This window comes from Streptomyces sp. WAC06614, from assembly GCF_003949795.1.
Taxonomy (GTDB): domain Bacteria; phylum Actinomycetota; class Actinomycetes; order Streptomycetales; family Streptomycetaceae; genus Streptomyces.
The window spans coordinates 1-21,585 of the sequence record NZ_RPRY01000002.1; the positions used below are offsets into that span (position 1 = coordinate 1).

Here is a 21,585-nt window from a genome sequence, read left to right on the forward strand (position 1 = left end):
CCCCCGGGCCGGCCGCCCCGGCCCGGGCCGCTCCCGCCCGGGCCGCTCCCGCCCGGGCCGCTCCCGCCCGGGCCGGTCACCGCCACGGCCCCGTCACCGCGAAGGTGGTCCCCGGGTCGTAGGCGTTGACGTACATCGTGCGGCCGTCGGGGGCGAAGGTCACCCCGGCGAACTCGCTCCACAGCGGCGCACCCCCCGTGCCGATGTCCTCGGCGGCGCGGGCCACCGGGTACACCGTGCCGCGCCGGGTCACACCGAAGACGTACTGCGCCCCGCCCCCGTCCTCGCACACCATCAGGCCCCCGTCCGGGGCGAGGCAGATGTTGTCCGGGGAGTCACCGGGCAGGGTCACGTCGGTGGCCGGGCCGAAGACCACCTCCAGGCGGATCAGCCGGGCGTGCGGATCGTGGAACCACACCTGCCCGAAGTGGTCGGCGACCGCCCCCTCGCGGCGGCGCGCGTAGCTGGAGACGAAGTACACCCCGCTGCCGCCCCAGTAGCAGCCCTCCAGCTTCTGCGCGTGCGTGATCCCGCCCGGCCCGAAGTCCTGGAGCCGCACCGGGGTACGGGCCGCCGACGGGTCCGGCACCGGCACCCACTCGACGGGCAACTCGGTGCCCGGCTCCCGCACCGCGGCCAGGTCCGCAACCCCCGGGACCCGCATGGCCTCCAGCGTGCCGCCCGCCCGCAGCGAACCGGTGCCGCCCAGCGGCCGGTCCGGCAGGAAGCGGTAGAACAGCCCGAACGGCGCCACGAAGGCGTCCTCGGTCTCGTAGACGACCCCCCGGTACGGGTCCACGGCCACGGCCTCGTGCGGGAACCGGCCGAGCGCGGTCAGCGGGACCGCCCCGGTGCGCAGCGGGTCGGCCGGGTCGACCTCGAAGACGTACCCGTGGTCCTCGGCGTAACCGGCGGTGCCCGCCCGGTCCTCGGTCTCCTCGCAGGACAGCCAGGTGTGCCACGGGGTGCGTCCGCCCGCGCAGTTGACGGCCGTACCGGCGAGGGCCACCCGCTCCCCGGTCAGCTCGCCGCGCCCGTCGAGCGAGAGGACGGTGACCCCGCCGACGGCGTACGGGTCGTACACCAGGCCGGGGACCTTCGGGACCGGATGCGGGGCGTCGACGCGGTTCTCGTGGTTGCGGGCCAGCCGGACCCCGCCGCGCCCGGCGGGGAAGGCGGCCATGCCGTCGCAGTGGCCCGGGACCCGCCCGCCGCCGGACCACAGGGGGTCACCGGCCCGGGACAGCAGCCGGTACGAGAACCCGTCGGGCAGGTCCAGCAGCCCGTGCGGATCGGGGACGAGCGGACCGTACCCGGGGGTGCGGCCCTGCGGCAGGGCCCTCGGCGTGCCGGCGAACAGGGCGCCCAGCGCCCCGCCGAACGCCACGGCGGCGCCCGCCAGTACCTTGCGACGGTCCACGGACATCGGCAACTCCCCACGACGGGACAGGAGATGTGACGCCAGTCGTGGTACCACGCGGGCCGGGGGCCGCCCGGGCGACGCGCGGAGCACCCGCCGGGGGCGCTCCGCGCGGCGGACGCCGCAGGTGCGGCCGGGGCTCAGGCCTGCTCGACGCTCAGGGTGATCGTCGTACCGGTCAGGGCCTGGCTGACCGGGCAGTTCTTCTTCGCCTCCTCGGCGGCGGCGACGAACCCGTCGTGGTCGAGGCCGGGGACCTCACCGCGGACGGTGAGGTGGATGCCCGTGATGCCCTCGCCCGGCTGGAAGGTGACGTCGGCCTTGGTCTCCAGGCGGGTGGGCGGGGTGCCCGCGCCGGCCAGGCCGTGCGACAGCGCCATCGAGAAGCAGCTGGAGTGGGCCGCGGCGATCAGCTCCTCGGGGCTGGTCCTGCCGTTCGGCTCCTCGGAACGGGCCGGCCAGGAGACCTCGTACGAGCCGATGCCCGAGGAGTCGAGGTGGACGACACCCTTGCCCTTGAGCAGGTCGCCTTCCCAGATGGTGTGCGCGTGGCGGACCGTGGCCATGGTGGATCCCTTCGCAGAAGAAGCGGAAACGACCGGGCACCGGCCTGCGGCCGACCCGGCGTCCCCCAACCTACTGCGCCACCAGCCCCTTCGCGTCACGCGCCAGAGCGGTGAGCCGCGAGATGGCCCGGAAGTACTTCTTGCGGTAACCGCCGTTCAGCATCTCTTCACTGAACAGCCGGTCGAACGGCGCGCCCGAGGCGAGCACGGGTATCTCCCGGTCGTACAGCCGGTCGGCGAGCACCACCAGGCGCAGCGCGGTCGACTGGTCCGGGACCGGCGTCACATCGGTCAGGCAGACCGCCGATATGCCCTCGGTCAGCGCGCCGTAGCGGCTGGGGTGCACCTTGGCCAGGTGCTCCAGCAGGCCCGGGAAGGCGTCGAAGGTCGCGCCGGGGGTGGCGTACGCGGCCTTGGCGACCTGCTCGTCGGAGTAGGGGGCCGGCGCCTCGGGCAGGCCGCGGTGGCGGTAGTCCTCGCCGTCGATGCGCAGCGGGCGGAAGTGCGCCGACAGGCCCTGGATCTCGCGGAGGAAGTCCACGGCGGCGAACCGGCCCTCGCCGAGCTTGCCGGGCAGCGTGTTGGAGGTGGCGGCGAGCGCCACGCCCTGCTCGACGAGCTTGCTCAGCAGGCTGGAGACGAGCACGGTGTCGCCCGGGTCGTCGAGCTCGAACTCGTCGATGCACAGCAGCCGGTGCCCGCCCAGGGTCTGCACGGTCTGCTGGAAGCCGAGCGCGCCGACCAGGTTGGTCAGCTCCACGAAGGTGCCGAAGGCCTTGAGCGAGGGCTCGGCCGGGGTGGCGTGCCAGAGCGAGGCCAGCAGGTGGGTCTTGCCGACGCCGTAGCCGCCGTCGAGGTAGACCCCGCGGGGGCCGGCCTGGGGCTTGGGGGCCCGGGAGAACCAGCGGCGCTTGCCGGCGCCCGAGGCGTGGGCCCCGCCGAGCCCGGCGGCGAAGCCGCTCAGGGTGGCGACGGCCTCGGCCTGGCTGGGCTGGTTCGGGTCCGGCCGGTACGTCTCGAAGCGCACCCCGTCGAAGCGCGGCGGCGGCACCATCTCGGCGACCAGCCGCTCGGCGGGCACATGGGGCTCGCGGGCGCACAGGGACTGCGGGCCCGCGTCGGCTATCGGACTCCGCCCGGTGGCGGAACCGGACGGGGAGAGTGAAGTCGGCACAGCATTCCACTCTACGGCGCGTGGCACACTGCACCGATGCGACGCCTGTTCCCTGTGACCGATCAGACACTGCCCGGCGCCATGGCCGACGACCGCGAGTGGTCGCTGGACGAGCTGGCCGAGGCCTACGCCTATCCCGAGCCGGCCGGGGACCGCGGAGCCGGAGCCGCCGGGGACGCGAGCGGCACGGCCGGGGACACCGGGGCCACGCACTGGCTGCGCGCGAACATGGTCTCCACGCTCGACGGGGCCGCCCAGCACGACGGCCGCTCGCAGCCCATCTCCAGCGAGACCGACATGCGCGTCTTCGGCACCCTGCGGGCGCTGGCGGACGTCGTGGTGGTCGGGGCCGAAACGGTTCGTCAGGAGGGCTACCGCCCGGCCCGCGCCCGGGAGGCCTTCGCCGCCCGCCGGGCGGCGGCCGGCCAGGGCCCCGCGCCCGCCATCGCGGTGGTCACGGCCGGCCTGGACCTGGACTTCTCCCTGCCGCTGTTCACCGCCCCGCTGGTGCCCACGCTGGTGGTCACCGGCGCCGGCGCCCCGTCGGACCGGGTGGCCGCGGCCACCGCGGCCGGGGCCGAGGTGGTCTTCGCGGGCGAGGGCGCGACCGTGGACCCGCAGCGGGCCGTACGGGCCCTGGCCGGGCGGGGGCTGCGGCGGCAGCTCACCGAGGGCGGCCCCCGCCTGCTGGGCCAGTTCGTGGCGGCCGGGGTGCTGGACGAGCTGTGCCTGACGGTGTCGCCGATGCTCACGGCGGGTGACGCCCAGCGCATCGCCGGAGGACCCGCGATGGCCGTGCCGGCCCGGCTCGTGCTGGCGTCCGTACTGGAAGAGGCCGGGTTCCTGTACACGAGCTACCGTCGGATCTGACAAGGGGCGGAATTTCTCGTTCCGCTTTGCCTCCGCTGGGCACATATACCTGGGCCGGCCCCGTGCGCATGCGGGGCAGGATGGTTTCCGCAGGGGCCTGCACGGGCCCATGAAGGAGAGGGCGTCCGTGTTCACGAGCGTTTTGATGATCGAGAAGCCCCTGACATCCGTGGACGTGGACTTCGTCACCACGCTGCACGGGGACGACCCGGTCACCTTCCGCGTCCTGATGCAGCCGCGGGGCGACCAGGACCGGCTGTTGCGCGCCATCGACGACGTCGCGCTCGGCGAGATCCCGGACGCGATCCGTGAGGGCGACGAGCCGGAGGGCGCCGAGGCCCGCGGCCCCGCCGAGCAGGCGCTCGCCCACTCCCTGGCCGCCCTGCGCAAGCGCGGCTGCACCGCCGTCGGGGAGATCATCGAGGACCATCCGCTCGACAGGCTCAAGACCGTCGTGGAGGAGTCCGGCGCCGACGAGGTGATCGTTCTGACCGCCCCGCACTTCGTGGAGGAGTTCTTCCACCGGGACTGGGCCTCCCGGGCGCGCCACAAGGTCGGCGTTCCGGTGCTGAAGCTCTTCGCCCACAACGAATAGGCTGGGCCCGCACAGCTCCACCGTGCACCGTCCGACCCTTCGTCTCGATCCTGGAGCACCCCGTATGACGCCCGGCCTGCCGACCGCCATGGACCGCCCGCACTTCATCGGCATCGGCGGCGCCGGGATGTCCGGGATCGCCAAGATCCTGGCCCAGCGCGGCGCCCTCGTCGCCGGCAGCGACGCCCGGGACTCCGAGACCGCCCAGGCGCTGCGCGCCCACGGCGCCACGGTCCACATCGGGCACGCCGCCGGCCACCTCGCCGACGACGCCACCTGCGTCGTCGTCTCCAGCGCCATCCGCGCCGACAACCCGGAGCTGGCCCGCGCCGCCGAGCTGGGCGTGCCCGTGGTCCACCGCTCCGACGCGCTGGCCGGCCTGATGCAGGGCCTGCGGCCCATCGCCGTGGCCGGCACGCACGGCAAGACCACCACCACCTCGATGCTGGCGGTCTCCCTCTCCGCCCTGGGCCTGGACCCCTCGTACGCCATCGGCGGCGACCTCGACGCCCCCGGCTCCAACGCCCACCACGGCACCGGCGACATCTTCGTGGCCGAGGCGGACGAGAGCGACCGCAGCTTCCACAAGTACGACCCGCAGGTCGCGATCATCCTCAACGCCGAGCTCGACCACCACGCGAACTACGCCTCGATGGACGAGATCTACGAGTCCTTCGAGACCTTCGTCGGCAAGGTCGTCCCCGGGGGCACCCTGGTCGTCGCCGCCGACCAGGAGGGCGCCGCCGAGATCGCCGCCCGGGTCGCCGGCAAGGAGGACCTGAACGTCGTCACCTACGGCGAGTCCGAGAAGTCCGACGTCCGCATCCTGGCCGTCACCCCGCGCGGCCTGACCAGCGAGGTCCGCGTCGACATCGCCGGCCGCGAGATCGTCTTCACCGTCTCCGTCCCGGGCCGCCACTACGCGCACAACGCCGTCGCCGCCCTGGCCGCCGGCGTCGCCCTGGGCGTCCCGGCCGAGGACCTGGCCGCCGCCCTCGGCAAGTACACCGGCGTCAAGCGCCGCCTCCAGCTCAAGGGCGAGGCCGCCGGGGTCCAGGTCATCGACTCCTACGCGCACCACCCCACCGAGATGACCGCCGACCTGGAGGCCATCCGCGGCGCCGCCGCCGACTCCCGGATCCTGGTCCTCTTCCAGCCCCACCTGTTCTCCCGCACCCAGGAGCTCGGTACGGAGATGGGCCAGGCCCTGGCCCTCGCCGACGCCTCCGTGGTCCTGGACATCTACCCGGCCCGCGAGGACCCGGTCCCCGGCGTCACCAGCGAGATCATCATCGCCGCGGCCCGGGCGGCCGGCGCCGACGTCACCGCCGAGCACGACAAGGCGGCGGCGGCCGGGGTGATCGCGGGAATGGCCAAGCCCGGTGATCTCGTTCTCACCATGGGCGCGGGAGACGTCACGGACATCGGTCCGCAGATCCTCGCGCACCTGTCGCACTGAACCGAGGGAGCGGGAGACACACGCCATGGCGTACGAAGTGGAGAAGACCGACGAGCAGTGGCAGGCGGAGCTGACCCCCTCCGAGTACCAGGTCCTGCGCCTGGCCGGCACCGAGCCCGCCTTCCGCGGTGAGTACACCGACACCAAGACGGTCGGCACCTACGCGTGCCGCGCCTGCGGCGCGGAGCTGTTCCGCTCCGAGACCAAGTTCGACTCGCACTGTGGCTGGCCGTCCTTCTTCGACCCGAAGGACTCCGACGCGGTCGAGCTCCTCGCCGACACCTCGCACGGCATGGTCCGCACGGAGGTCCGCTGCGCCCGCTGCGGCTCCCACCTGGGCCATGTCTTCGAGGGCGAGGGCTACGGCACGCCCACGGACCAGCGGTACTGCATCAACAGCATCTCGCTGCGGCTGACGCCGGACTCCGACGCCGCCGGGGCCTGACCCCTACGACGCCCCGCGCGGGGCCCGGCCGCCGAGGCGGCACCCGGGCCCCGCGCGAGCGGGGGCGCCGAGGCCGGGCCGGGCACTTAGGCCGGGCGGCCGGGCGGGCGCCGAGGCCGGGTCGGGTCGGTCCGGCAGGGCCGGTCAGTCCGGCCGGGCCGGGCGCCGAGGCCGGATCGGGTCAGTCCGGCAGGGCCGGCGCGAGGCCGAGCTGCGCCAGCACGGTCAGCGCGTCGAAGTACACCCGCTCGCAGACGAGTTCCCGGCCCTCGAAGAGGAACAGGGCCAGCATCCGGCACCTGAAGGACCGCCCGGTGGGCGGGAACCCGTACAGCTCGCCGAGGTGCGTGCCGTGCAGGTCGAACTCGACCACCACGGCGTCGTCGGCATGGCGCAGCGAGACGAGGTCGTTGCGCTGGTCGGGGAAGGCCGCCCGGGTGGCCCGGTAGTAGGCGGCCACCTCGGCCGGTCCGTCGTACACCCGGCCGCCCGCGACGATCTCGTACCGGGGGTGGGTGGCGAAGGTCCGGAGCGTGGCGTCGAACGCGTGCCGGTTCTCGCTCTCCATGTGCTCCCGCACCAGTGCCTCGCGCTCGGCCCTGTCCGTCATCCGCTCCGCCTCTCCGGGACGCCGTGTCACTGTTCCTACGCGCGGGGGCGGGCGGCGGTTCAACGCGCGGCGCTTCGACGGCGGCGCCCCGTGTCGCCCGGCTCGGTGGCACGCGCGGCGCCCCGTGCCGCCCGTGCCGCCGCACGTTCCTCCGTGGTTCTCGCCGATTTCGCCGTGGCCATGTCGGGTTCGGCCATGGCTGGATATGATCAGCCCCTTCGCAAGGACGTTCTCCCGCCTGCCGTCCGTTCCCTGCCGCTCCCGAGGACCGATGTCTGCCGATGTCTGCCACTGAACCCGAAGGCGCACCGGCGCCCCGTGCCGGCCGGCGACGGCGGACCGTCCGCCTGCGCACCCTGCTGATCTGCCTGGCCGTCGTCCCCACCGTGGCGATGGCGACCCTGACCGGACTGGTCGCCCAGCGGCAGCTCGCGCAGGCCGAGCACCTGCGGACCCACGTGGCGGACGGCCGGCGCGTCGGGGAGCCGCTGTTCCGACTGCTCGGCACGCTCCAGGCCGAACGCCGCGTCACCGCCGCACGTTGGGCCGGCACCCCCGTGCCCGCCAGCGAGCAGCGCGACGGACGCGCCGCCACCGACCGGGCCGCGGCCGAGTTCCGCCGGTCCACGGCCGTCGGCCCGCACCGTGCCCCGGACGTGACCCGGCTGCTGACCGAGGTGACCGCCGCGCTCGACGGCCTGACGGCCCAGCGCGACCGGGTCGACGCGAAGGGCGGCGGCTCCGAGAAGGCGCTCGGCTACTACACCGACGTCATCGACCGGATCATCCGGCTCTACCAGGACGGGTTCAACCACTCCGAGGACGTCGAGCTCTCCCAGGAGAGCCGCGTGGTCGTCGCCACGCTCGCGGCGGCGGAGATGGTCTCCCGCGAGGACGCCTTCCTCGCGCTCGCCGGGCCCGGCCGGGAACTGAGCGCCGCCGGCTTCTCCGCCTTCCTCGACGCGGTCGGCGCCCACCGGTACCTGTACGAGTCCCACGTCGTGCCCTACCTGCCCACCGAGCAGCGCGAGTTCTACGGGCGGATCACCAGCTCCAACGCCTGGCTGACCAAGCTGAGCATCGAGGGCGCGGTCGCCTCCGAGCGCAAGGACCTGGAGACCGGGGTGCGGCTGCCCGCGCAGGTGGCCGGCTGGCCGGCCGCGTACCAGCAGTTCGCCCCGCAACTGGCCCAGCTCACCGCCGATCGCGGCCTGGCCCAGCTCGCCCACGCCGACGCACGGGCGGACGCACTGGAGGACGAGGTCTACCGGCTGGTCGGCCTCAGCGTCGCGATCCTGCTGCTGGTCGCGGGCGTCGTCGTGCTCACCACCCGCTCGGTGCTGCGCCGCCTCGACAGCCTGCACCGGCGGACCGTCACCATCGCCGAACGGACCCTGCCGGACGTCGTGGAGCGGCTCCACCGCGGCCAGCCGGTCGACGAGGCGGCCCTGCCCGTCGTCCGCGGCGAGCAGGACGAGGTCGGCCGGATCAGCGACGCCTTCGCCCGCGCCGTGGCCGTGTCCGTCGACGGGCACCGCCAGCTCGCGGCCGAGCGGCACGGCTTCGGCCTGTTCGCCTCCGGCATCGCCTCGCGCACCGGCAACCTGGTCAGCCGTCAGCTGAGCCTGACCGAGGACCTCCAGGACGCCTTCGGCCACGACGAGGCGCTGCTCGCCGAGTTGATGCGCGCCGACCAGCTCACCGTCGGCATGCGCCGGCAGATCGAGAACCTCCTGATCCTCGCGGGCGGCGAGATCCCCGACCCGCACACCGAGCCCATGCGCATCGCCGACCTGCTGCGCGAAGCCGCGGCCGAGGTCGAGGACTTCCGGCGCATCGAACGCCAGGCCCTCGACGAGGCCACCGTGGAACCCCAGGTGATCAGCCAGATCAGCCATCTGCTGGCGGAACTGCTGGACAACGCCACCCGGTTCTCCCCGCCGCGGTCGAAGGTGGTCATCCGCGCCGAGGTGGTCGCGGACGGGCTGTCGGTCGAGATCGAGGACCGCGGGCCCCGGGTGTCCGCCGCCAGCTACGAGGAGATGAACCGGCGACTGCACTCGGCCCCGCCGTACGCCGTCCTCGCCGAGGAGGCCCACCGGCTCGGCCTGTTCGTGGTCGGCCACCTCGCCGACCAGCTCGGCGCCACGGTGACCCTGCGCCGCTCGGTCTTCGGCGGCACCTCGGCCGTGGTGGTCCTGCCCGGCTCGCTGCTGGCCTCGCAGCACGCCAAGGCCCCGCGCCGCACCCAGGCCCCGGACCCGGAGCCGCTCCCGGCCCGCACGCCGGAGCCCGTGGCCGCGCCCGCGCCCGTACGCGCCCCGGCGCCGGTCCTGCTGCACACCGCGGCCGGGCTGCCGGCCCGCCGGGCGGCGGGCACCGACGAGGGCGCCCGTCCGGGCCTGCCCCAGCGCGTGCCGCAGACCCATATGACGGAACAGCTCCGCGAGCCGCGGACGCCCGAGCCGGAACCCCGCCCCGACACCGAGACGCCCGAAGAGGTGGCAGACGCCTGGGCGGACTACGAAGAGGGGACCCAGACAGTGGAAATCGAGCTGCGACAGGAACAGCCATGACGACGACCTCCCACGACATGATCTACAGCGTCCTGGACAACAATCTGAGCCGGATCGCCGGCATCGAGGGCGCGGTGCTGCTGTCCAACGACGGCATCAGGCTCAGCGACTACCGCCTCGACCGGGACCAGGCCGAGCGCATCGCGGCCGCCTCCTCCGGGGTGGCGGCCACGATGAAGGCGATATCCCGCGAGATCGACGGCGGCCGGGTGATCCGCCAGCTCGTCGAGATGGACGACCGCTACCTGTGCATCGTCGGCTGCGGCGAGGGCAGCACCCTCATCGTGGTCACCTCCCGCAAGGCCCGCCTCGGGGAACTGGGCGGCGAGGCGGTCCGCACGGCCCAGGCGCTCGGCGAGTGGTTGGGCACCCCGGAGCGCGTCCAGCCGCACGCGTCGTAATGCCGGACGACACGCCGGACGCGGCGGAGCACCCGACGCCCGCCGCCACCGACGCCCGGGCGCCGCAGGACCAGGCCCACGGCGAGGACGCCGGCGAAGGCGCGCGGGCCGAGGAAGGCGTCGCGCCGGCCGGGGAGGGCGTCGCGCCGGCCGGGGAGGGCACGGCGGCGGCCGGGGAGCGGTTGCCGGCGCGCCCGCCTCGCGGACGCCGGACCCGGCTGTACGCCCTCACCGACGGCCGTACCGCCGCCCCGCACACCGTCCTGACGATGGACACCACCATCACGGCGGCGGTGGACCCGGGCGCCGACAGCAGCCTGCCCTCCGAATGGCGGGCCGTGCTCGCCCTGTGCCCCTCGCCCGACGGGCGGGCGGTCGCGGAGCTCGCGGCCCGGATGCACATCCGGCTCACCCCGATGACGCTGCTCCTCGGCGAACTCGCCGACCGGGGGCTGATCCACCACCGGGCGCCCTTGGCGGGCGCCGAGACCAGCAATGTCCACCTGCTCAGGAGAATCAGGGACAACCTTGCCCGGATATGACACCTCTGCGCCCCAGGCGGCCCCCGTCAAGATCCTCGTCGCGGGGGGATTCGGGGTCGGCAAGACCACGCTGGTCGAGACGATCTCCGAGATAGCGCCGCTGCGCACGGAGGAGCGGCTGACGTCCGCCGGGGTGGGCGTGGACGACCTCGACGGCATCGAGTCCAAGGCGGTCACCACGGTGGCCATGGACTTCGGCCGGCTCACCCTGGACGACGCCGGTGTGGTCCTGTACCTGTTCGGCACACCGGGCCAGGAGCGGTTCTGGTTCATGTGGGACGACCTGCTCAGCGGCGCCCTGGGCGCGATCGTCCTGGTCGACACCCGCCGCCTGGACCGCAGTTTCGCGGCCGTCGACTTCTTCGAGAGCCGCGGCCTGCCGTTCGTGATCGGCGCGAACTGCTTCCACGGCGTCCAGCCCTACACCGCCGAGGAGATCGCGGCGGCCCTCCACCTGCGCGACCCGGCCACCCCGGTCCTGATGCTGGACGCCAGAAACCGCCCCGACGTCCGCGACGCCCTCCTGGCCCTGCTGGACGTCCTGATCACCGAGGCCCCGGACACGGAACCGGAGCCGGCGGTCACGAGGTGATGCGGGGCGAGGTCGGGACGAAGCGCTGGTTCTCGTAGGTCCAGACCGTGGTGGCGCGGCCCTGGGGGCAGCACGTGGGGTCCTCCGGGTGGTACCAGTGCTCGGTCACGGTGGCCCGTCCCGGGCCGAGGACCACGCCGCCCATCCGCGTGGTGGCCACCCCCGACGGACGCTGCCGGGCGGTGAGCGAGCCGAGGGCCACCAGTCCGGCGGCGGAGCGGCCGAACACCACGTAGCCGAAGACGAGTTGTCCGGAGGCGGTGCCCCCGCCGTTGTCGCAGCTCACGCTGATCGCCGCCTCGTCGCGGCCGTCCCCGTCGAGATCGCCGTAGGTCACCTCGGCGTACCGGAACACGTGGACCGCTCCCCAGGTGCGGGAGTGTTCCTTGACCTGGTCCGAGTCACTGGACCGGACCAGGCCCGGTACGTCGCAGTACTCGCCCGGGAACGGCGTGGAGGCCCAGTCCACTTCGTGCAGGTCGCCCGGGGCCGGTCCGACGACGGCCGCGGAGGCCGTCGGTGATGATCCGGTGGGGGGCACGGCAGCCGCCGGGGACGACGGGGCGGGCGCCGACGGCGGGCCGGCCGAGATCCGCGGGGACGCGCCGGGGCCCCCGCACCCCGCGCTCAGCAGGAGGAGTCCCATGAGGCCCGTCGACGCGAACCGCTTCCCGATGGTCATCCGTGATCTCCTTCCGTCGTCCCGCCACTCACGCGCAGGGCGGGTCGTAGGCGTGCTCGGGCAGGTACTGCACCCACTGTTCGGGCGTGATCCTCGGGGACTGGGCGCACAGCCGTCGCAGGATCGCGTCCCGCTCGACGGACCACAGTTGCACCTCGTCCGCCCGGCTGACCGCCAGCAACCGTCCGTCCGGACTGAACGCGACCGTCGCCGAGGAGAGCAGCCCGCCACCGCTCAGTGACGTGAGCTCCACCAAGCGGTCCGGGGCAGAGACGTCCCACAGCCGGACACGCCCGTCCTCCGCGGCGCTGGCGGCCAGGCTGCCGTCGGGGTGGACGGCGAGTCCGACGACCGGACCGGTGTGCATGGTGGAGGTGCTCCTGCGGCTCGGCCGCGGGGTTCCGGTCTCCCATACCGAGACGGATCCGTCGACGGCACCGACCAGGAGGCGTCCGTGCGGGCCGAACGCCAGCGAGGTCACCCGCTGTCCCGGACCGACGTCTCCTGCGGGGCTCGGCGCCGCTCCCTCGCCGAGCCGCCACAGCCGGGCCGCACCGTCCTTCGTCAGGGTCGCCAGCACGGTGCCGTCCGGGCTGAACGCCAGGGTCTGGCTGCCCATGGCCTCTGTTCCGGCGAGGCTGGCGCGCTGTACCGGCTTCGTGCGGTCGCCGACGTCCCACAGCTGTACCGGTCCGAACATGCTCTGCACGGCCAGTAAGGGTTTCCCCGGGGCGAAGACGATGCTCTGGGCCCCGTCGGACCGTGTCACTGCGGGGGTCAGCGAGCGTGGGTGCGCCGGGTCCCCCACGTCCCACAGCACTACGGGAAGCCCGGAGGCCAGGGTGTGCCCGTCGGGCCCGAAGGCGACAGCCTGCCCGCCGACGTTGAACGTCTCCAGGGTGGCCAGGGGCCGCTGCGTGTTCCGGCCGTCGGTGCGCCACAGGGTGGTGGGGTGACCGGCGGCCAGGAGCCGGCTGTCCGAGCTGAAGGTGGGAGGAGCGGAAGCGGGTGCGGGAAGGGTGGTGAACGCCGAGGTCCGCTCGGCTCCGGACACCGGCCAGAGCCGGACGGCGTTGTCGCTCGGCCGACCGTCCTCGGCGTTCCGCGATCCGCCGTAGGCGCCGACGGTGGCCAGCAGTCGCCCGTCCGGGCTGTAGGCGGCTGCCGAGACGTCATCGCTGTGGCCACCCAACCGGGCGCCGGCACGAGGACGCAGCGGGTCGTACACGTCCCACAGGGCGATGACGCCGTCTCCCGCCCCGGTGGCCAGGCTCCTGCCGTCCGGGGCGAAGGAGACGGTGCCGTGGGCGACTCCCTTGGCCGACCCGAACAGATCGGGTCGGACGGCCGGGTGGGCAGGGTCCGAGACGTCCCAGAAGCGGACGTTGCCTTGACCGGCTCCGAAGGCCAGTGACTGGCCGTCGGCACTGAACGCGCCGTGGGAGAAGAGGTTGTCGTACGGCACGGCGAGCGTGGAGACCTGACGGAGCGGAAAGGCCCCGGTCGGCCCGGCCCCGGCCTCCTCCTGCTGTCCCGCCCCGGGGACCGTCCACAGGTGCAGGAGCTGGTTCTTCTCACGGGTGGCGAGCAGCCGGCCGTTCGGGGCGACGGCCACCAGGTCCCCGGGCAGCCTGCCGAGGACCACCGGGCGGGCGGGGTCCCGGACGTCCAGTACGGCACCGCCGTACTCCGTGGACACGAACAGCCTGTGATCGGGGGTGAACACGAGGGAGTCGGTGCTGTCGGGCAATGCGTGGGATCCGGTGCTCGTGGCGAGGATCCCGAGCTGCCGGGGTGAGCCTCCGGTAGCAGCGTTCGCCGTGTCGAACAGCCGGACCTCGCCGTGCACGTCGCCGGTCGCCAACAGCGCGCCGTCCGGGCTGAATGCGAGCGCCCGTACCGAGCGGTCGGGCACCTCCAGAGTGGCCCGCACGGTGAGGGATTCGGGATCGAACAGTCGCACCCCGTCGTCGGCCACGGCCAGGAGCCCCGTGGCGCTGAAGGCGATGCCGTGGCCGTCGCCCCGCAGGTGCAGGACGCGGGGCAAGGAGGCGCTGTCGACGAGGGCACCGAGGACCTCGGGTGTGGGCGCCAGCCGGTAGGCCTGGACCAGTAACTGACGTGCCAGGTCCGGTTGCCCGTCGCGCAGCGCCGCCGCCTGTGCCACCAGTTGCCGGGACTGGGCGACCAGGGTCTGGGCACGGGCGTTGTTGCGCTGGAGGTAGGCGATGACGCCGCCGGTCACGGCGGTCAGCAGGAGTACGGTCAGTAGGACGACGGTGGCCTGCACCATGCGGACGGTCCGCCGGTGCTGGCGGACGTGGGAGCCGATGAGCTCGTCCTTGGGCCGTCCGGTCAGCGGCGCGACGAACTCCGCCACGCACTCCAGCAGCCGCGGGTTCGCGGAGCTGGCCTGTTCCGGGGTGCGAAGCCAGCGCAGGTCCACCCAGCGCGGCTCCGCGGCGAAGGCCCCGCTGATCTCCTCGCGGGGCAGGGCGTCGGTCCGCGACCAGTCGAACTCCGTCCGCTCCGCGTCCCACGCCAGCGTTCCGTCCGTCCAGGCGATGAGCAGGGTGTCGGTGGAGCGGTGGGTGCGCCACCACCGGATCTCCTGCCGTACCCACGGAGACTGCGCCGCCCGTGGGCAGGCCAGCACCACGAGCCAGCGCGACGCGGCCAGCCCCTGCTCGATCTCCCGCCACAGGTGCGGGCTGGCGCCGAGGTTGGTCTCGTCGCGGAACAGCCGTAAGCTCCGCGGCCGGTACCAAGGCCGGTCGAAGCCTTGGAGGTGGCCCTGGAACGCCTTTGCGACGGATTTGTCCCAGGCGTGACTGTACGAGATGAACGCGTCGTACGCCTGCTGATGTCCTCGCTCGACCACATCGCCCCCTGGGTCCCCCGTCCGGGCAGCCCTCCGGACGGGGGACCCACCGTAGTCCCCCGGCAGGCCGGCTCGGGGGCGTACGGCGAAGAAGGGGGAGGCTGCCTCCGACCCCCCGGTCGGAGGCAGCCTCCCCTGTTGTGGGGGGCGTGCGGGTTACGGGGCCGACAGGCCCAGGGTGTAGGCGCCGGAGCCGCTGTAGGCGTGGATCACGTAGCGGTAGTAGCCGGGTGAGCCGTTGTAGCTGATGTCCTCGTTCTCACCCTCCGTGCCGGAGACGGCCACGTTCACCCAGCCCGAGCCGTTCCACTTCTGCAGGTAGAGGTCGAAGTCGGTGCCGGCCGGGCCGCGCAGGCAGCCGGTGTGGGTGCCCGAGGTCGCCGACCAGTAGTACGAGCCGTCCGGCTGGGCCGCACTCTGGCCGGACGCCAGGGTGCCGCGGTAGGTGTACTCGGTGTTCTCGCAGCCGGTGGGCGGGGTGGTGGTCCCCACGGCCAGGGTGTACGTGACGCTGTGCGTGGCCGAGCCGGTGCCGGTCACCGTGATCGGGTAGGTGCCGTTCGGCGTGCCCGCCGCGACCGAGACGGTCATGGTGGCGGCGTTGCCGGAGGTCACCGAGGACGGGCTGAAGGAGACCGTGACCCCGCCGGGCTGGCCGGAGGCCGAGAGCTGGACGGTCTGCGGGTCGCCGCCGACGGTCGAGGTCTTCACGGTGGCGGTCACCGACGCACCCGGCTGGGCCGAGCCCGAGGTCGGGTCGAGGGCGAGGGTGAAGTCCGGGGTGTTGGTGCCGCCGCAGTCGGTCTCGCCGGACTGGGCCGGGACCCGGATCGCGTCCCACGCCGCCTTCACGGCCTGGCACTCGGCGCTGCCGTAGGTGTTCTTGGCGGAGGCCAGGGTCGCCTTGCGGGCGGCCGGGTGGTTCCATGCGGAGGTCTTCATCAGCAGGGCGCCCATGAAGATCTTGCCGGCCTTCTGGATGCCGATGCCCGTCACGGACGAGGGACCGCCCGCGCATATCGGGCTCGCGGGCTTGCCGCCGCCCGGGTTGGAGCCCTCGGCCAGCAGGTAGAACCAGTGGTTCTGCGGGCCGGCGGCCGCGTGCACCTCGGTGCCGGAGCTCAACTGGTTGTAACAGTTGGGGTCGTTGTTGGCGAGCGACGGGTTGTACATGTAGCGGATCGGCTTGTTGTCGCCGAGGAAGTTCAGCTTCTCGCCGACGGTGTAGTCCGGGGTGTCGTTCGGGTTGTTCGCGAAGTGCTCGGTCAGCGCGCCGAAGATGTCGCCCGTGGACTCGTTCATCCCGCCGTTCTCGTTGGACGAGCCGGAGGAGCCGGGGGTCTTGTCGAAGATCTCGTGGCCGTACTCGTGCGCGACGACGTCGATGCCGGTGAGCTGCATGGTGCCGTTCTGGTTGCGCCCGTAGGTGGTCTTGGTGCCGTCGTAGTAGGCGTTGACCTCGCTCAGGCCCGCCCGGGCCGGGACCATGCCGCCCTGGCCGTTGATGCCGTTGTAGCCGAACCACTGCTTGAGCATGTCCGACTCGCGCTGGGCGGCGTACATGATGTCCACGCAGGCGGTGACCAGGTCGTTCGCGCCGCCGTTGCCCCAGGGCGAGGAGCCGGTGTACGCGCTGCCGTTCTGGCCGCCGCACTTGAACGAGCCGCGGCCGGTGTCCGTCATGGAGGTGGCGGCGGTGTCGATGGTGACATTGCCGTTGTGGTAGCCGCGGCCGTCGGCGTGGCGGACCTTCTCGGTGGCCCGGACGACCTTGCCGGTGGTGGCGTCCACGTACGTGTCCAGGCCGCTGGGCGTGTTCCGCGCGGTCCGGCCGGCCACCAGGACGTGCCAGGCCAGCACGCCCTTGCCGTCCTTGACCAGCACGGTCAGCTCCGGCTCGGTGGCCTCCTCGACGGAGGCGAGCTGGGCGCGGGCGGTGGCCGCCGCGGCCGCCGCCGGCACCGTGGCCCGGGTGGACAGGCTCAGCGCGGGGGAGGCGGCGGCGGCGAGGTTCCGGACCGTGCCCGAGCTGTCGGCGAGCACCACCGCGTCACCGCCGCCGTGCACCGGGACGCCCCGGTACGTGCGCTGGTACGCGGTGTAGAAGAGACCGTCGGCCCACGGGGTCACCGAGGTCCGCACGAGCTTCTCGTCGGGGCCGTGCCGGAGCCCGTCGAGCCCGCTGCTCGCCGCCTGGTCGGCGGCGGCGAGGGCGAGGGACCGGCCCCGCTCGGGGGGTGCGGGCTGCGGCGCGGGGGAGGCCGCCGAGGCGCTGCCGGCGACCGCGCCGGCGAGGCACGCGGTGAGCGCGAGGGCGGCCGCGGCCGCGGTACATCGGGTGCGATACAACATCTGCTCCGATCAACTGTGGGGGTGGAGTCAGGGGGATCGCGCCGAGTATGGGCGTGTGCATGACCGGATCGGGACATCCTTGCAGGCATAAGGCCCGCGTTATGGTGCGCCGGGCGCCGCGTGCGTACCCTGCCGAAATGCAGCTGGAGTTGAGGCATCTACAGGCCGTCTGCCGGATTGCGGAAGCGGGCAGTCTGGGCCGGGCGGCCACCCGTCTGGGCGTCTCGCAGCCGGCCCTGAGCGCCCAGCTACGCCGGATCGAACGGGTCGCCGGAGGCGAGCTGTTCTACCGCGGCCGGCGCGGTGTCGAGCCCACCCCGCTGGGCCAGTTCGTGCTGGCCAAGGCCCGTCGGGTGCTCGGCGAGATGGATGCGCTGGCCGCCGGAGCCCGGGCCGCCACGACCGCGGACCGCCCGCTGCGGCTCGGCTGCATCCTGCTGGTCCTCGTCGACGGCCTGCTGGCCCAGCTCGACCTGCTGCTGCGGGAGCGGGAGGTCGCCGTCGAGCTGGAACACTCGGTCACCGCCCTGACCCGGATGCTGGGCGCCGGACAGTACGACGTGGTCCTGTACGGCGAGGTCAACGACCACGAGGTACCGCTGCCCGAGGGCGTGGTGGCCCGCACGTTGATCGCCCGCGAGCCCTTCTGCGTCCGTCTCTCCGACCGCCATCCGCTCGCCGGCCGGCCCCGCATCGACCTCGCCGACCTGGCCGGCGAACCCTGGATGACGCTGGTCGAGGACGACGACGGCGGACCGGAGGCCCTGGTCACCGCCTGCCGGAAGGCCGGCTTCACACCGCTGCTGCGGCACCGGATCACCGACCGGAAGATGCACTACGACCTGATCGCGGCCGGCCGCGCCGTCTCGCTGACCCAGCCCACCGCCCCGCCGACCCCCGGCACCGTCCTGCGTCCCCTGACCGGCGACCCGGTCACCGGCCGGATCCGGCTGGCCTGGAACCGTTCGGCCGTCCCGGCGGCCCATGCCGACCTGCTCTACCGGGCCGCCGCCCACGCCTACCTGGCCAACCTCGACAACAACCCGTTCCACCGCACCTGGTGGGACGCCCGGCCCGAACTGCACCCGGTGCTCGACCGAACGTGAGGCCCGGTGCACGGTCCGCGGTGTCCGGCCGCGGTGCGTACGCGCGGAGACCGGCGTTCGCCGGTTGTACGACGAACCGTCACGGAGGAGCCCCCGGGACGTACCCGGAAGGCGCTGTCCTTGGGGCGCTCCTCCACCCCTCGTCCTCGCCCCACGCCACCGTCCCCCCGTCCCCAGAGGTCGTCACCCCATGGCTGAACTCAACCGCCGCAGGTTCCTGCAGATCGCGGGCGGTACCGCCGCGCTCACGATGCTCGACCAGAGCATCGCCCGGGCCGCCGCGATCCCCGCCCAGGGCAGCACCGGAACCATCCAGGACATCGAGCACATCGTCGTCCTGATGCAGGAGAACCGTTCCTTCGACCAGTACTTCGGCACCATGAAGGGGGTCCGCGGCTTCGGCGACCCCCGCCCGGTGCTCCAGGACAACGGCAAGTCCGTCTTCCACCAGTCGGACGGCGTCAAGGACGTCCTGCCGTTCCACCCCCAGGCCGGCGACCTCGGCATGCAGTTCGTCGAGGGCCTCGACCACGACTGGAACGGAGGCCACAACGCCTACAACAACGGCAAGTACAACAAGTGGGTCCCCGCCAAGACCGCGACCACCATGGCGTACATGACCCGAGGGGACATCCCCTTCCACTACGCCCTCGCCGACGCGTTCACCGTCTGCGACGCCTACCACTGCTCGTTCATCGGTGCCACCGACCCCAACCGGTACTACCTGTGGACCGGCCACACCGGCAACGACGGCACCGGCGGCGGCCCGGTCCTCGGCAACCAGGAGGCGGGCTACGGCTGGAAGACGTACCCCGAGCGCCTGGAGGCCGCCGGGATCTCCTGGAAGGTCTACCAGGACATCGGCGACGGCCTGAACGCCGCCGGCTCCTGGGGCTGGATCAACGACGCCTTCCGCGGCAACTACGGCGACAACTCCCTGCTCTACTTCAACGCCTACCGCAACGCCCAGCCCGGCAGTGCCCTCTACGACAAGGCCCGCACCGGCACCGACGCCAAGGCCGGGGAAGGCCTCTTCGACCGCCTGCGCGCCGACGTCACCGCGGGCACCCTGCCCCAGGTCTCCTGGATCGCCGCCCCCGAGGCCTTCAGCGAGCACCCGAACTGGCCGGTCAACTTCGGCGCCTGGTACATCTCCCAGGTCCTCGACGCCCTGACCTCGAACCCGTCCGTCTGGGCCAGGACCGCCTTCTTCATCACCTACGACGAGAACGACGGCTTCTTCGACCACGTCGTGCCGCCGTACCCGCCGGCCTCCAGCGCCTGGGGCCTGTCCACCGCCGACGTGACCAAGGACCTCTACAAGGGCGGCGGGGGCTACAACGCCGGCCCCTACGGCCTCGGCCCGCGCGTCCCGATGATCGTCGTCTCGCCCTGGAGCAAGGGCGGCTACGTCTGCTCCGAGACCTTCGACCACACCTCCGTCATCCGCTTCATGGAGAAGCGCTTCGGCGTGGCCGAGCCCAACATCTCGCCCTGGCGCCGCGCCGTCTGCGGAGACCTGACCTCGGCCTTCGACTTCACCGCCGGCGACCCGGCCCCCGCCGCCCTGCCCTCCACCGCCGGCTACCTGCCCCCGGACCACAACCGGCACAGCAGCTACCACCCCACCCCGCCGGCCACGGGCGCCCTCCCCGCGCAGGAGACCGGCGCCAAGCCGACCCGCGCCCTCGGCTACGCGCCGTACGTGGACGGCACCCGGACCCTGTCCACCGGAAAGTTCACCCTCACCTTCGCCTCCGGTCCCACCCTCGGGGCGCACTTCCACAGCACCTCGGGCAACCGGACCGACGGCCCCTGGCCCTACACCGTCGAGGCGGGCAAGACCCTCTCGGACACCTGGAGCACCAGCAGCTCCACGGGGTACCAGATCGACCTGACCGTCTGGGGCCCGAACGGCTTCCTGCGCACCTTCAAGGGCCCCACCAAGAAGTCCGGCCCCGAGGTCACCGCCCGCCACGACGGCACCACGGGCAACCTCACCCTCACCCTCACCAACTCCGGCTCGGCCGCGGTCAACCTCACCGTGACCAACGCCTACGGGGGCGGCGCGCAGACCCTGCGCGTCGCGTCCGGTGCCACCGTCAGCCACGTCGTGGACCTGCGCACCACCGGCCGCTGGTACGACGTGCGGGTCGTCTCCGACCTCGACACGACCTTCCTGCGGCGGTTCGCCGGCCATGTGGAGACGGGCGCCCCGGGCGTCTCCGACCCGGCGCTGCGGACGGTCTGACGGCATGACGGTGTGACGGCATGACGGTGTGACGGCACGAGGGGGTGACGGCACGACGGTGTGACGGCGGGTCCGCTGGGAAGAACGAACGGCGACCCGTCCGTCACACCCGCCCCGCCCCGCCACCGTCATCGTCACCGTGACCGTCATCGTCACCGCCACCGAGGAGACCGCATGGCCATCGCCCACCGCAGGATCGGCACCGGACCCGTCCGCGTCCTCGTCCTGCACGACTGGTTCAGCACCTCCGGCCACTGGGGCTCGGTGCTCGACCACTTCGACCCCGAGCGGTTCAGCTACGCCTTCCTCGACTACCGCGGCTACGGCGACCGCCGGGAGGTCCCCGGGCGCTACGACCTGGCCGAGATCGCCGACGACGCCCTCGCCCTGGCCGACGAGCTCGGCTGGGACACGTTCAGCCTCATGGGGCACTCCATGGGCGGCAAGGCCGCCCAGCAGGTGCTCGTCCGGGCGCCCGAGCGGATCGAGCGGATCGTCGGCATCGCTCCCGTGCCGGCCGCGCCGTACGTGATGGACGAGGCCACGCACGCCCTGTTCTACGGCGCCGCCGAGGACCCCGCCAAGCGGCTGGCCATCCTGGACCTGGTCACCGGGCAGCGGGCCTCCCGGCACTGGCTGGCGGGCATGGTCGCGCGGTCCCTGGAGACCTCGCTGCCGGAGGCCTTCGCCGGCTACCTCGCGAGCTGGCAGACCCTCGACCTGTCGGACGCGGTCAAGGGCAGCACGGTGCCGGTGCTGGTGCTCGTCGGCGAGTACGACCTGGCCCTGACCACCGAGGTCATGCAGGCCACCTGGAAGGCCTGGTACCCCCACTGCCGCGTCCACTCCCTGCCCGGCAGCGGCCACTATCCCCCGGTGGAGACCCCGGTGGCCTTCGTCACCGCGGTGGAGTCCTTCCTCACGGCGGCCTGAGGCGCTCCCACGCCGGCCTGAGGGCGTTCCCACGGCGGCCTGAGGCGCTCCCACGCCGGCCTGAGGGCGTTCCCACGGCGGCCTGAGGGCGTTCCCACGCCGGCCTGAGGGCGTTCCCACGCCGGCCTGA

The 21,585-nt window shown here is 73.2% G+C and carries 18 protein-coding genes; 11 read left to right on the forward strand and 7 right to left on the reverse strand.

Going from position 1 to position 21,585, the window contains the following annotated elements; translation table 11 throughout:
• Positions 1–76: 76 nt before the first annotated feature.
• The 3 genes from EF918_RS00400 to zapE form a co-directional block, all read right to left on the reverse strand.
• Positions 77–1,426 (reverse strand): alkaline phosphatase PhoX, encoded by a 1,350-nt coding sequence (locus EF918_RS00400; protein WP_125638665.1) that lies wholly within the window; start codon positions 1,424–1,426, stop codon positions 77–79.
• Positions 1,427–1,560: 134 nt separating this feature from the next.
• Positions 1,561–1,986: an OsmC family protein gene (locus EF918_RS00405; protein ID WP_125638668.1), complete on the reverse strand. Its 426-nt coding sequence runs from the start codon at positions 1,984–1,986 to the stop codon at positions 1,561–1,563.
• 70 nt (positions 1,987–2,056) lie between these two features.
• Complete coding sequence (gene zapE, locus EF918_RS00410; protein WP_125638671.1) at positions 2,057–3,160, reverse strand: cell division protein ZapE; 1,104 nt, start codon at positions 3,158–3,160, stop codon at positions 2,057–2,059.
• Positions 3,161–3,196: 36 nt separating this feature from the next.
• On the opposite strand from zapE, the gene EF918_RS00415 reads away from it, so the two are divergent.
• The 4 genes from EF918_RS00415 (at position 3,197) to msrB (ending at position 6,529) form a co-directional block, all read left to right on the forward strand.
• On the forward strand, positions 3,197–4,030 hold the full coding sequence (locus EF918_RS00415; RefSeq protein WP_125638674.1) for a pyrimidine reductase family protein: 834 nt from the start codon (positions 3,197–3,199) through the stop codon (positions 4,028–4,030).
• Between the two features lie 127 nt (positions 4,031–4,157).
• Positions 4,158–4,625 (forward strand): indole-3-glycerol phosphate synthase, encoded by a 468-nt coding sequence (locus tag EF918_RS00420; RefSeq protein ID WP_125638677.1) that lies wholly within the window; start codon positions 4,158–4,160, stop codon positions 4,623–4,625.
• Between the two features lie 64 nt (positions 4,626–4,689).
• The gene (gene murC / locus EF918_RS00425) at positions 4,690–6,084 is read left to right on the forward strand and encodes a UDP-N-acetylmuramate--L-alanine ligase (RefSeq protein ID WP_125638680.1); all 1,395 of its coding nucleotides are present in this window, start codon (positions 4,690–4,692) and stop codon (positions 6,082–6,084) included.
• Between the two features lie 25 nt (positions 6,085–6,109).
• On the forward strand, positions 6,110–6,529 hold the full coding sequence (gene msrB, locus EF918_RS00430; RefSeq protein ID WP_125638683.1) for a peptide-methionine (R)-S-oxide reductase MsrB: 420 nt from the start codon (positions 6,110–6,112) through the stop codon (positions 6,527–6,529).
• A gap of 181 nt (positions 6,530–6,710) precedes the next feature.
• On the opposite strand, the gene EF918_RS00435 is transcribed toward msrB, so the two are convergent.
• A complete protein-coding gene (locus tag EF918_RS00435) occupies positions 6,711–7,139 on the reverse strand; it encodes an ester cyclase (RefSeq protein ID WP_125638686.1) in 429 nt (142 codons plus the stop codon).
• A 281-nt stretch (positions 7,140–7,420) separates the two neighbouring features.
• Here EF918_RS00435 and EF918_RS00440 point away from each other — a divergent pair, with 281 nt between their 5' ends.
• Genes EF918_RS00440 through EF918_RS00460 form a run of 4 tightly spaced genes read left to right on the forward strand, consistent with a single transcriptional unit; the run spans position 7,421 to position 11,250 of the window.
• Positions 7,421–9,715 carry a sensor histidine kinase gene (locus EF918_RS00440; RefSeq protein ID WP_125638689.1) on the forward strand — a complete coding sequence of 765 codons (2,295 nt, stop codon included), beginning with the start codon at positions 7,421–7,423 and terminating at the stop codon, positions 9,713–9,715.
• Complete coding sequence (locus EF918_RS00445; protein WP_125638692.1) at positions 9,712–10,116, forward strand: roadblock/LC7 domain-containing protein; 405 nt, start codon at positions 9,712–9,714, stop codon at positions 10,114–10,116. The genes EF918_RS00440 and EF918_RS00445 overlap by 4 nt, the downstream gene beginning before the upstream one ends.
• The gene (locus EF918_RS00455; RefSeq protein WP_221889676.1) at positions 10,116–10,658 is read left to right on the forward strand and encodes a DUF742 domain-containing protein; all 543 of its coding nucleotides are present in this window, start codon (positions 10,116–10,118) and stop codon (positions 10,656–10,658) included. Before EF918_RS00445 ends, EF918_RS00455 begins: the two co-directional genes overlap by 1 nt.
• Positions 10,645–11,250, forward strand: a complete 606-nt coding sequence (locus EF918_RS00460; RefSeq protein ID WP_312847799.1) for an ATP/GTP-binding protein — start codon at positions 10,645–10,647, stop codon at positions 11,248–11,250. The genes EF918_RS00455 and EF918_RS00460 overlap by 14 nt, the downstream gene beginning before the upstream one ends.
• Here the strand turns inward: EF918_RS00460 and EF918_RS00465 are convergent.
• The 3 genes from EF918_RS00465 to EF918_RS00475 form a co-directional block, all read right to left on the reverse strand.
• Positions 11,240–11,932, reverse strand: a complete 693-nt coding sequence (locus tag EF918_RS00465) for a hypothetical protein (protein WP_125638698.1) — start codon at positions 11,930–11,932, stop codon at positions 11,240–11,242. The two genes, EF918_RS00460 and EF918_RS00465, sit on opposite strands and share 11 nt — an antisense overlap.
• Before the next feature lie 28 nt (positions 11,933–11,960).
• Complete coding sequence (locus EF918_RS00470; RefSeq protein ID WP_125638701.1) at positions 11,961–14,813, reverse strand: TIR domain-containing protein; 2,853 nt, start codon at positions 14,811–14,813, stop codon at positions 11,961–11,963.
• 156 nt (positions 14,814–14,969) lie between these two features.
• A complete protein-coding gene (locus tag EF918_RS00475; protein WP_125638703.1) occupies positions 14,970–17,165 on the reverse strand; it encodes a M4 family metallopeptidase in 2,196 nt (731 codons plus the stop codon).
• A 137-nt stretch (positions 17,166–17,302) separates the two neighbouring features.
• Between EF918_RS00475 and EF918_RS00480 the strand changes: the two genes are divergently transcribed.
• From EF918_RS00480 to EF918_RS00490, 3 genes are all read left to right on the forward strand, one after another.
• Positions 17,303–18,271 (forward strand): LysR family transcriptional regulator, encoded by a 969-nt coding sequence (locus tag EF918_RS00480; RefSeq protein ID WP_125638706.1) that lies wholly within the window; start codon positions 17,303–17,305, stop codon positions 18,269–18,271.
• 190 nt (positions 18,272–18,461) lie between these two features.
• Positions 18,462–20,522, forward strand: coding sequence for a phosphocholine-specific phospholipase C (locus tag EF918_RS00485; protein ID WP_125638710.1), 2,061 nt, complete (start codon positions 18,462–18,464; stop codon positions 20,520–20,522).
• Between the two features lie 174 nt (positions 20,523–20,696).
• A complete protein-coding gene (locus tag EF918_RS00490; protein ID WP_125638714.1) occupies positions 20,697–21,455 on the forward strand; it encodes an alpha/beta fold hydrolase in 759 nt (252 codons plus the stop codon).
• Positions 21,456–21,585: the final 130 nt, after the last annotated feature.

Bases quoted from the DNA above. Each gene is read 5' to 3' on its own strand.
- EF918_RS00400 (WP_125638665.1), bottom strand. From the start codon at position 1,426: ATGTCCGTGGACCGTCGCAAGGTACTGGCGGGCGCCGCCGTGGCGTTC.
- EF918_RS00405 (WP_125638668.1), bottom strand. From the start codon at position 1,986: ATGGCCACGGTCCGCCACGCGCACACCATCTGGGAAGGCGACCTGCTC.
- EF918_RS00415 (WP_125638674.1), top strand. From the start codon at position 3,197: ATGCGACGCCTGTTCCCTGTGACCGATCAGACACTGCCCGGCGCCATG.
- murC (WP_125638680.1), top strand. From the start codon at position 4,690: ATGACGCCCGGCCTGCCGACCGCCATGGACCGCCCGCACTTCATCGGC.
- msrB (WP_125638683.1), top strand. From the start codon at position 6,110: ATGGCGTACGAAGTGGAGAAGACCGACGAGCAGTGGCAGGCGGAGCTG.
- EF918_RS00435 (WP_125638686.1), bottom strand. From the start codon at position 7,139: ATGACGGACAGGGCCGAGCGCGAGGCACTGGTGCGGGAGCACATGGAG.
- EF918_RS00440 (WP_125638689.1), top strand. From the start codon at position 7,421: ATGTCTGCCACTGAACCCGAAGGCGCACCGGCGCCCCGTGCCGGCCGG.
- EF918_RS00445 (WP_125638692.1), top strand. From the start codon at position 9,712: ATGACGACGACCTCCCACGACATGATCTACAGCGTCCTGGACAACAAT.
- EF918_RS00455 (WP_221889676.1), top strand. From the start codon at position 10,116: ATGCCGGACGACACGCCGGACGCGGCGGAGCACCCGACGCCCGCCGCC.
- EF918_RS00465 (WP_125638698.1), bottom strand. From the start codon at position 11,932: ATGACCATCGGGAAGCGGTTCGCGTCGACGGGCCTCATGGGACTCCTC.
- EF918_RS00475 (WP_125638703.1), bottom strand. From the start codon at position 17,165: ATGTTGTATCGCACCCGATGTACCGCGGCCGCGGCCGCCCTCGCGCTC.
- EF918_RS00480 (WP_125638706.1), top strand. From the start codon at position 17,303: ATGCAGCTGGAGTTGAGGCATCTACAGGCCGTCTGCCGGATTGCGGAA.
- EF918_RS00485 (WP_125638710.1), top strand. From the start codon at position 18,462: ATGGCTGAACTCAACCGCCGCAGGTTCCTGCAGATCGCGGGCGGTACC.
- EF918_RS00490 (WP_125638714.1), top strand. From the start codon at position 20,697: ATGGCCATCGCCCACCGCAGGATCGGCACCGGACCCGTCCGCGTCCTC.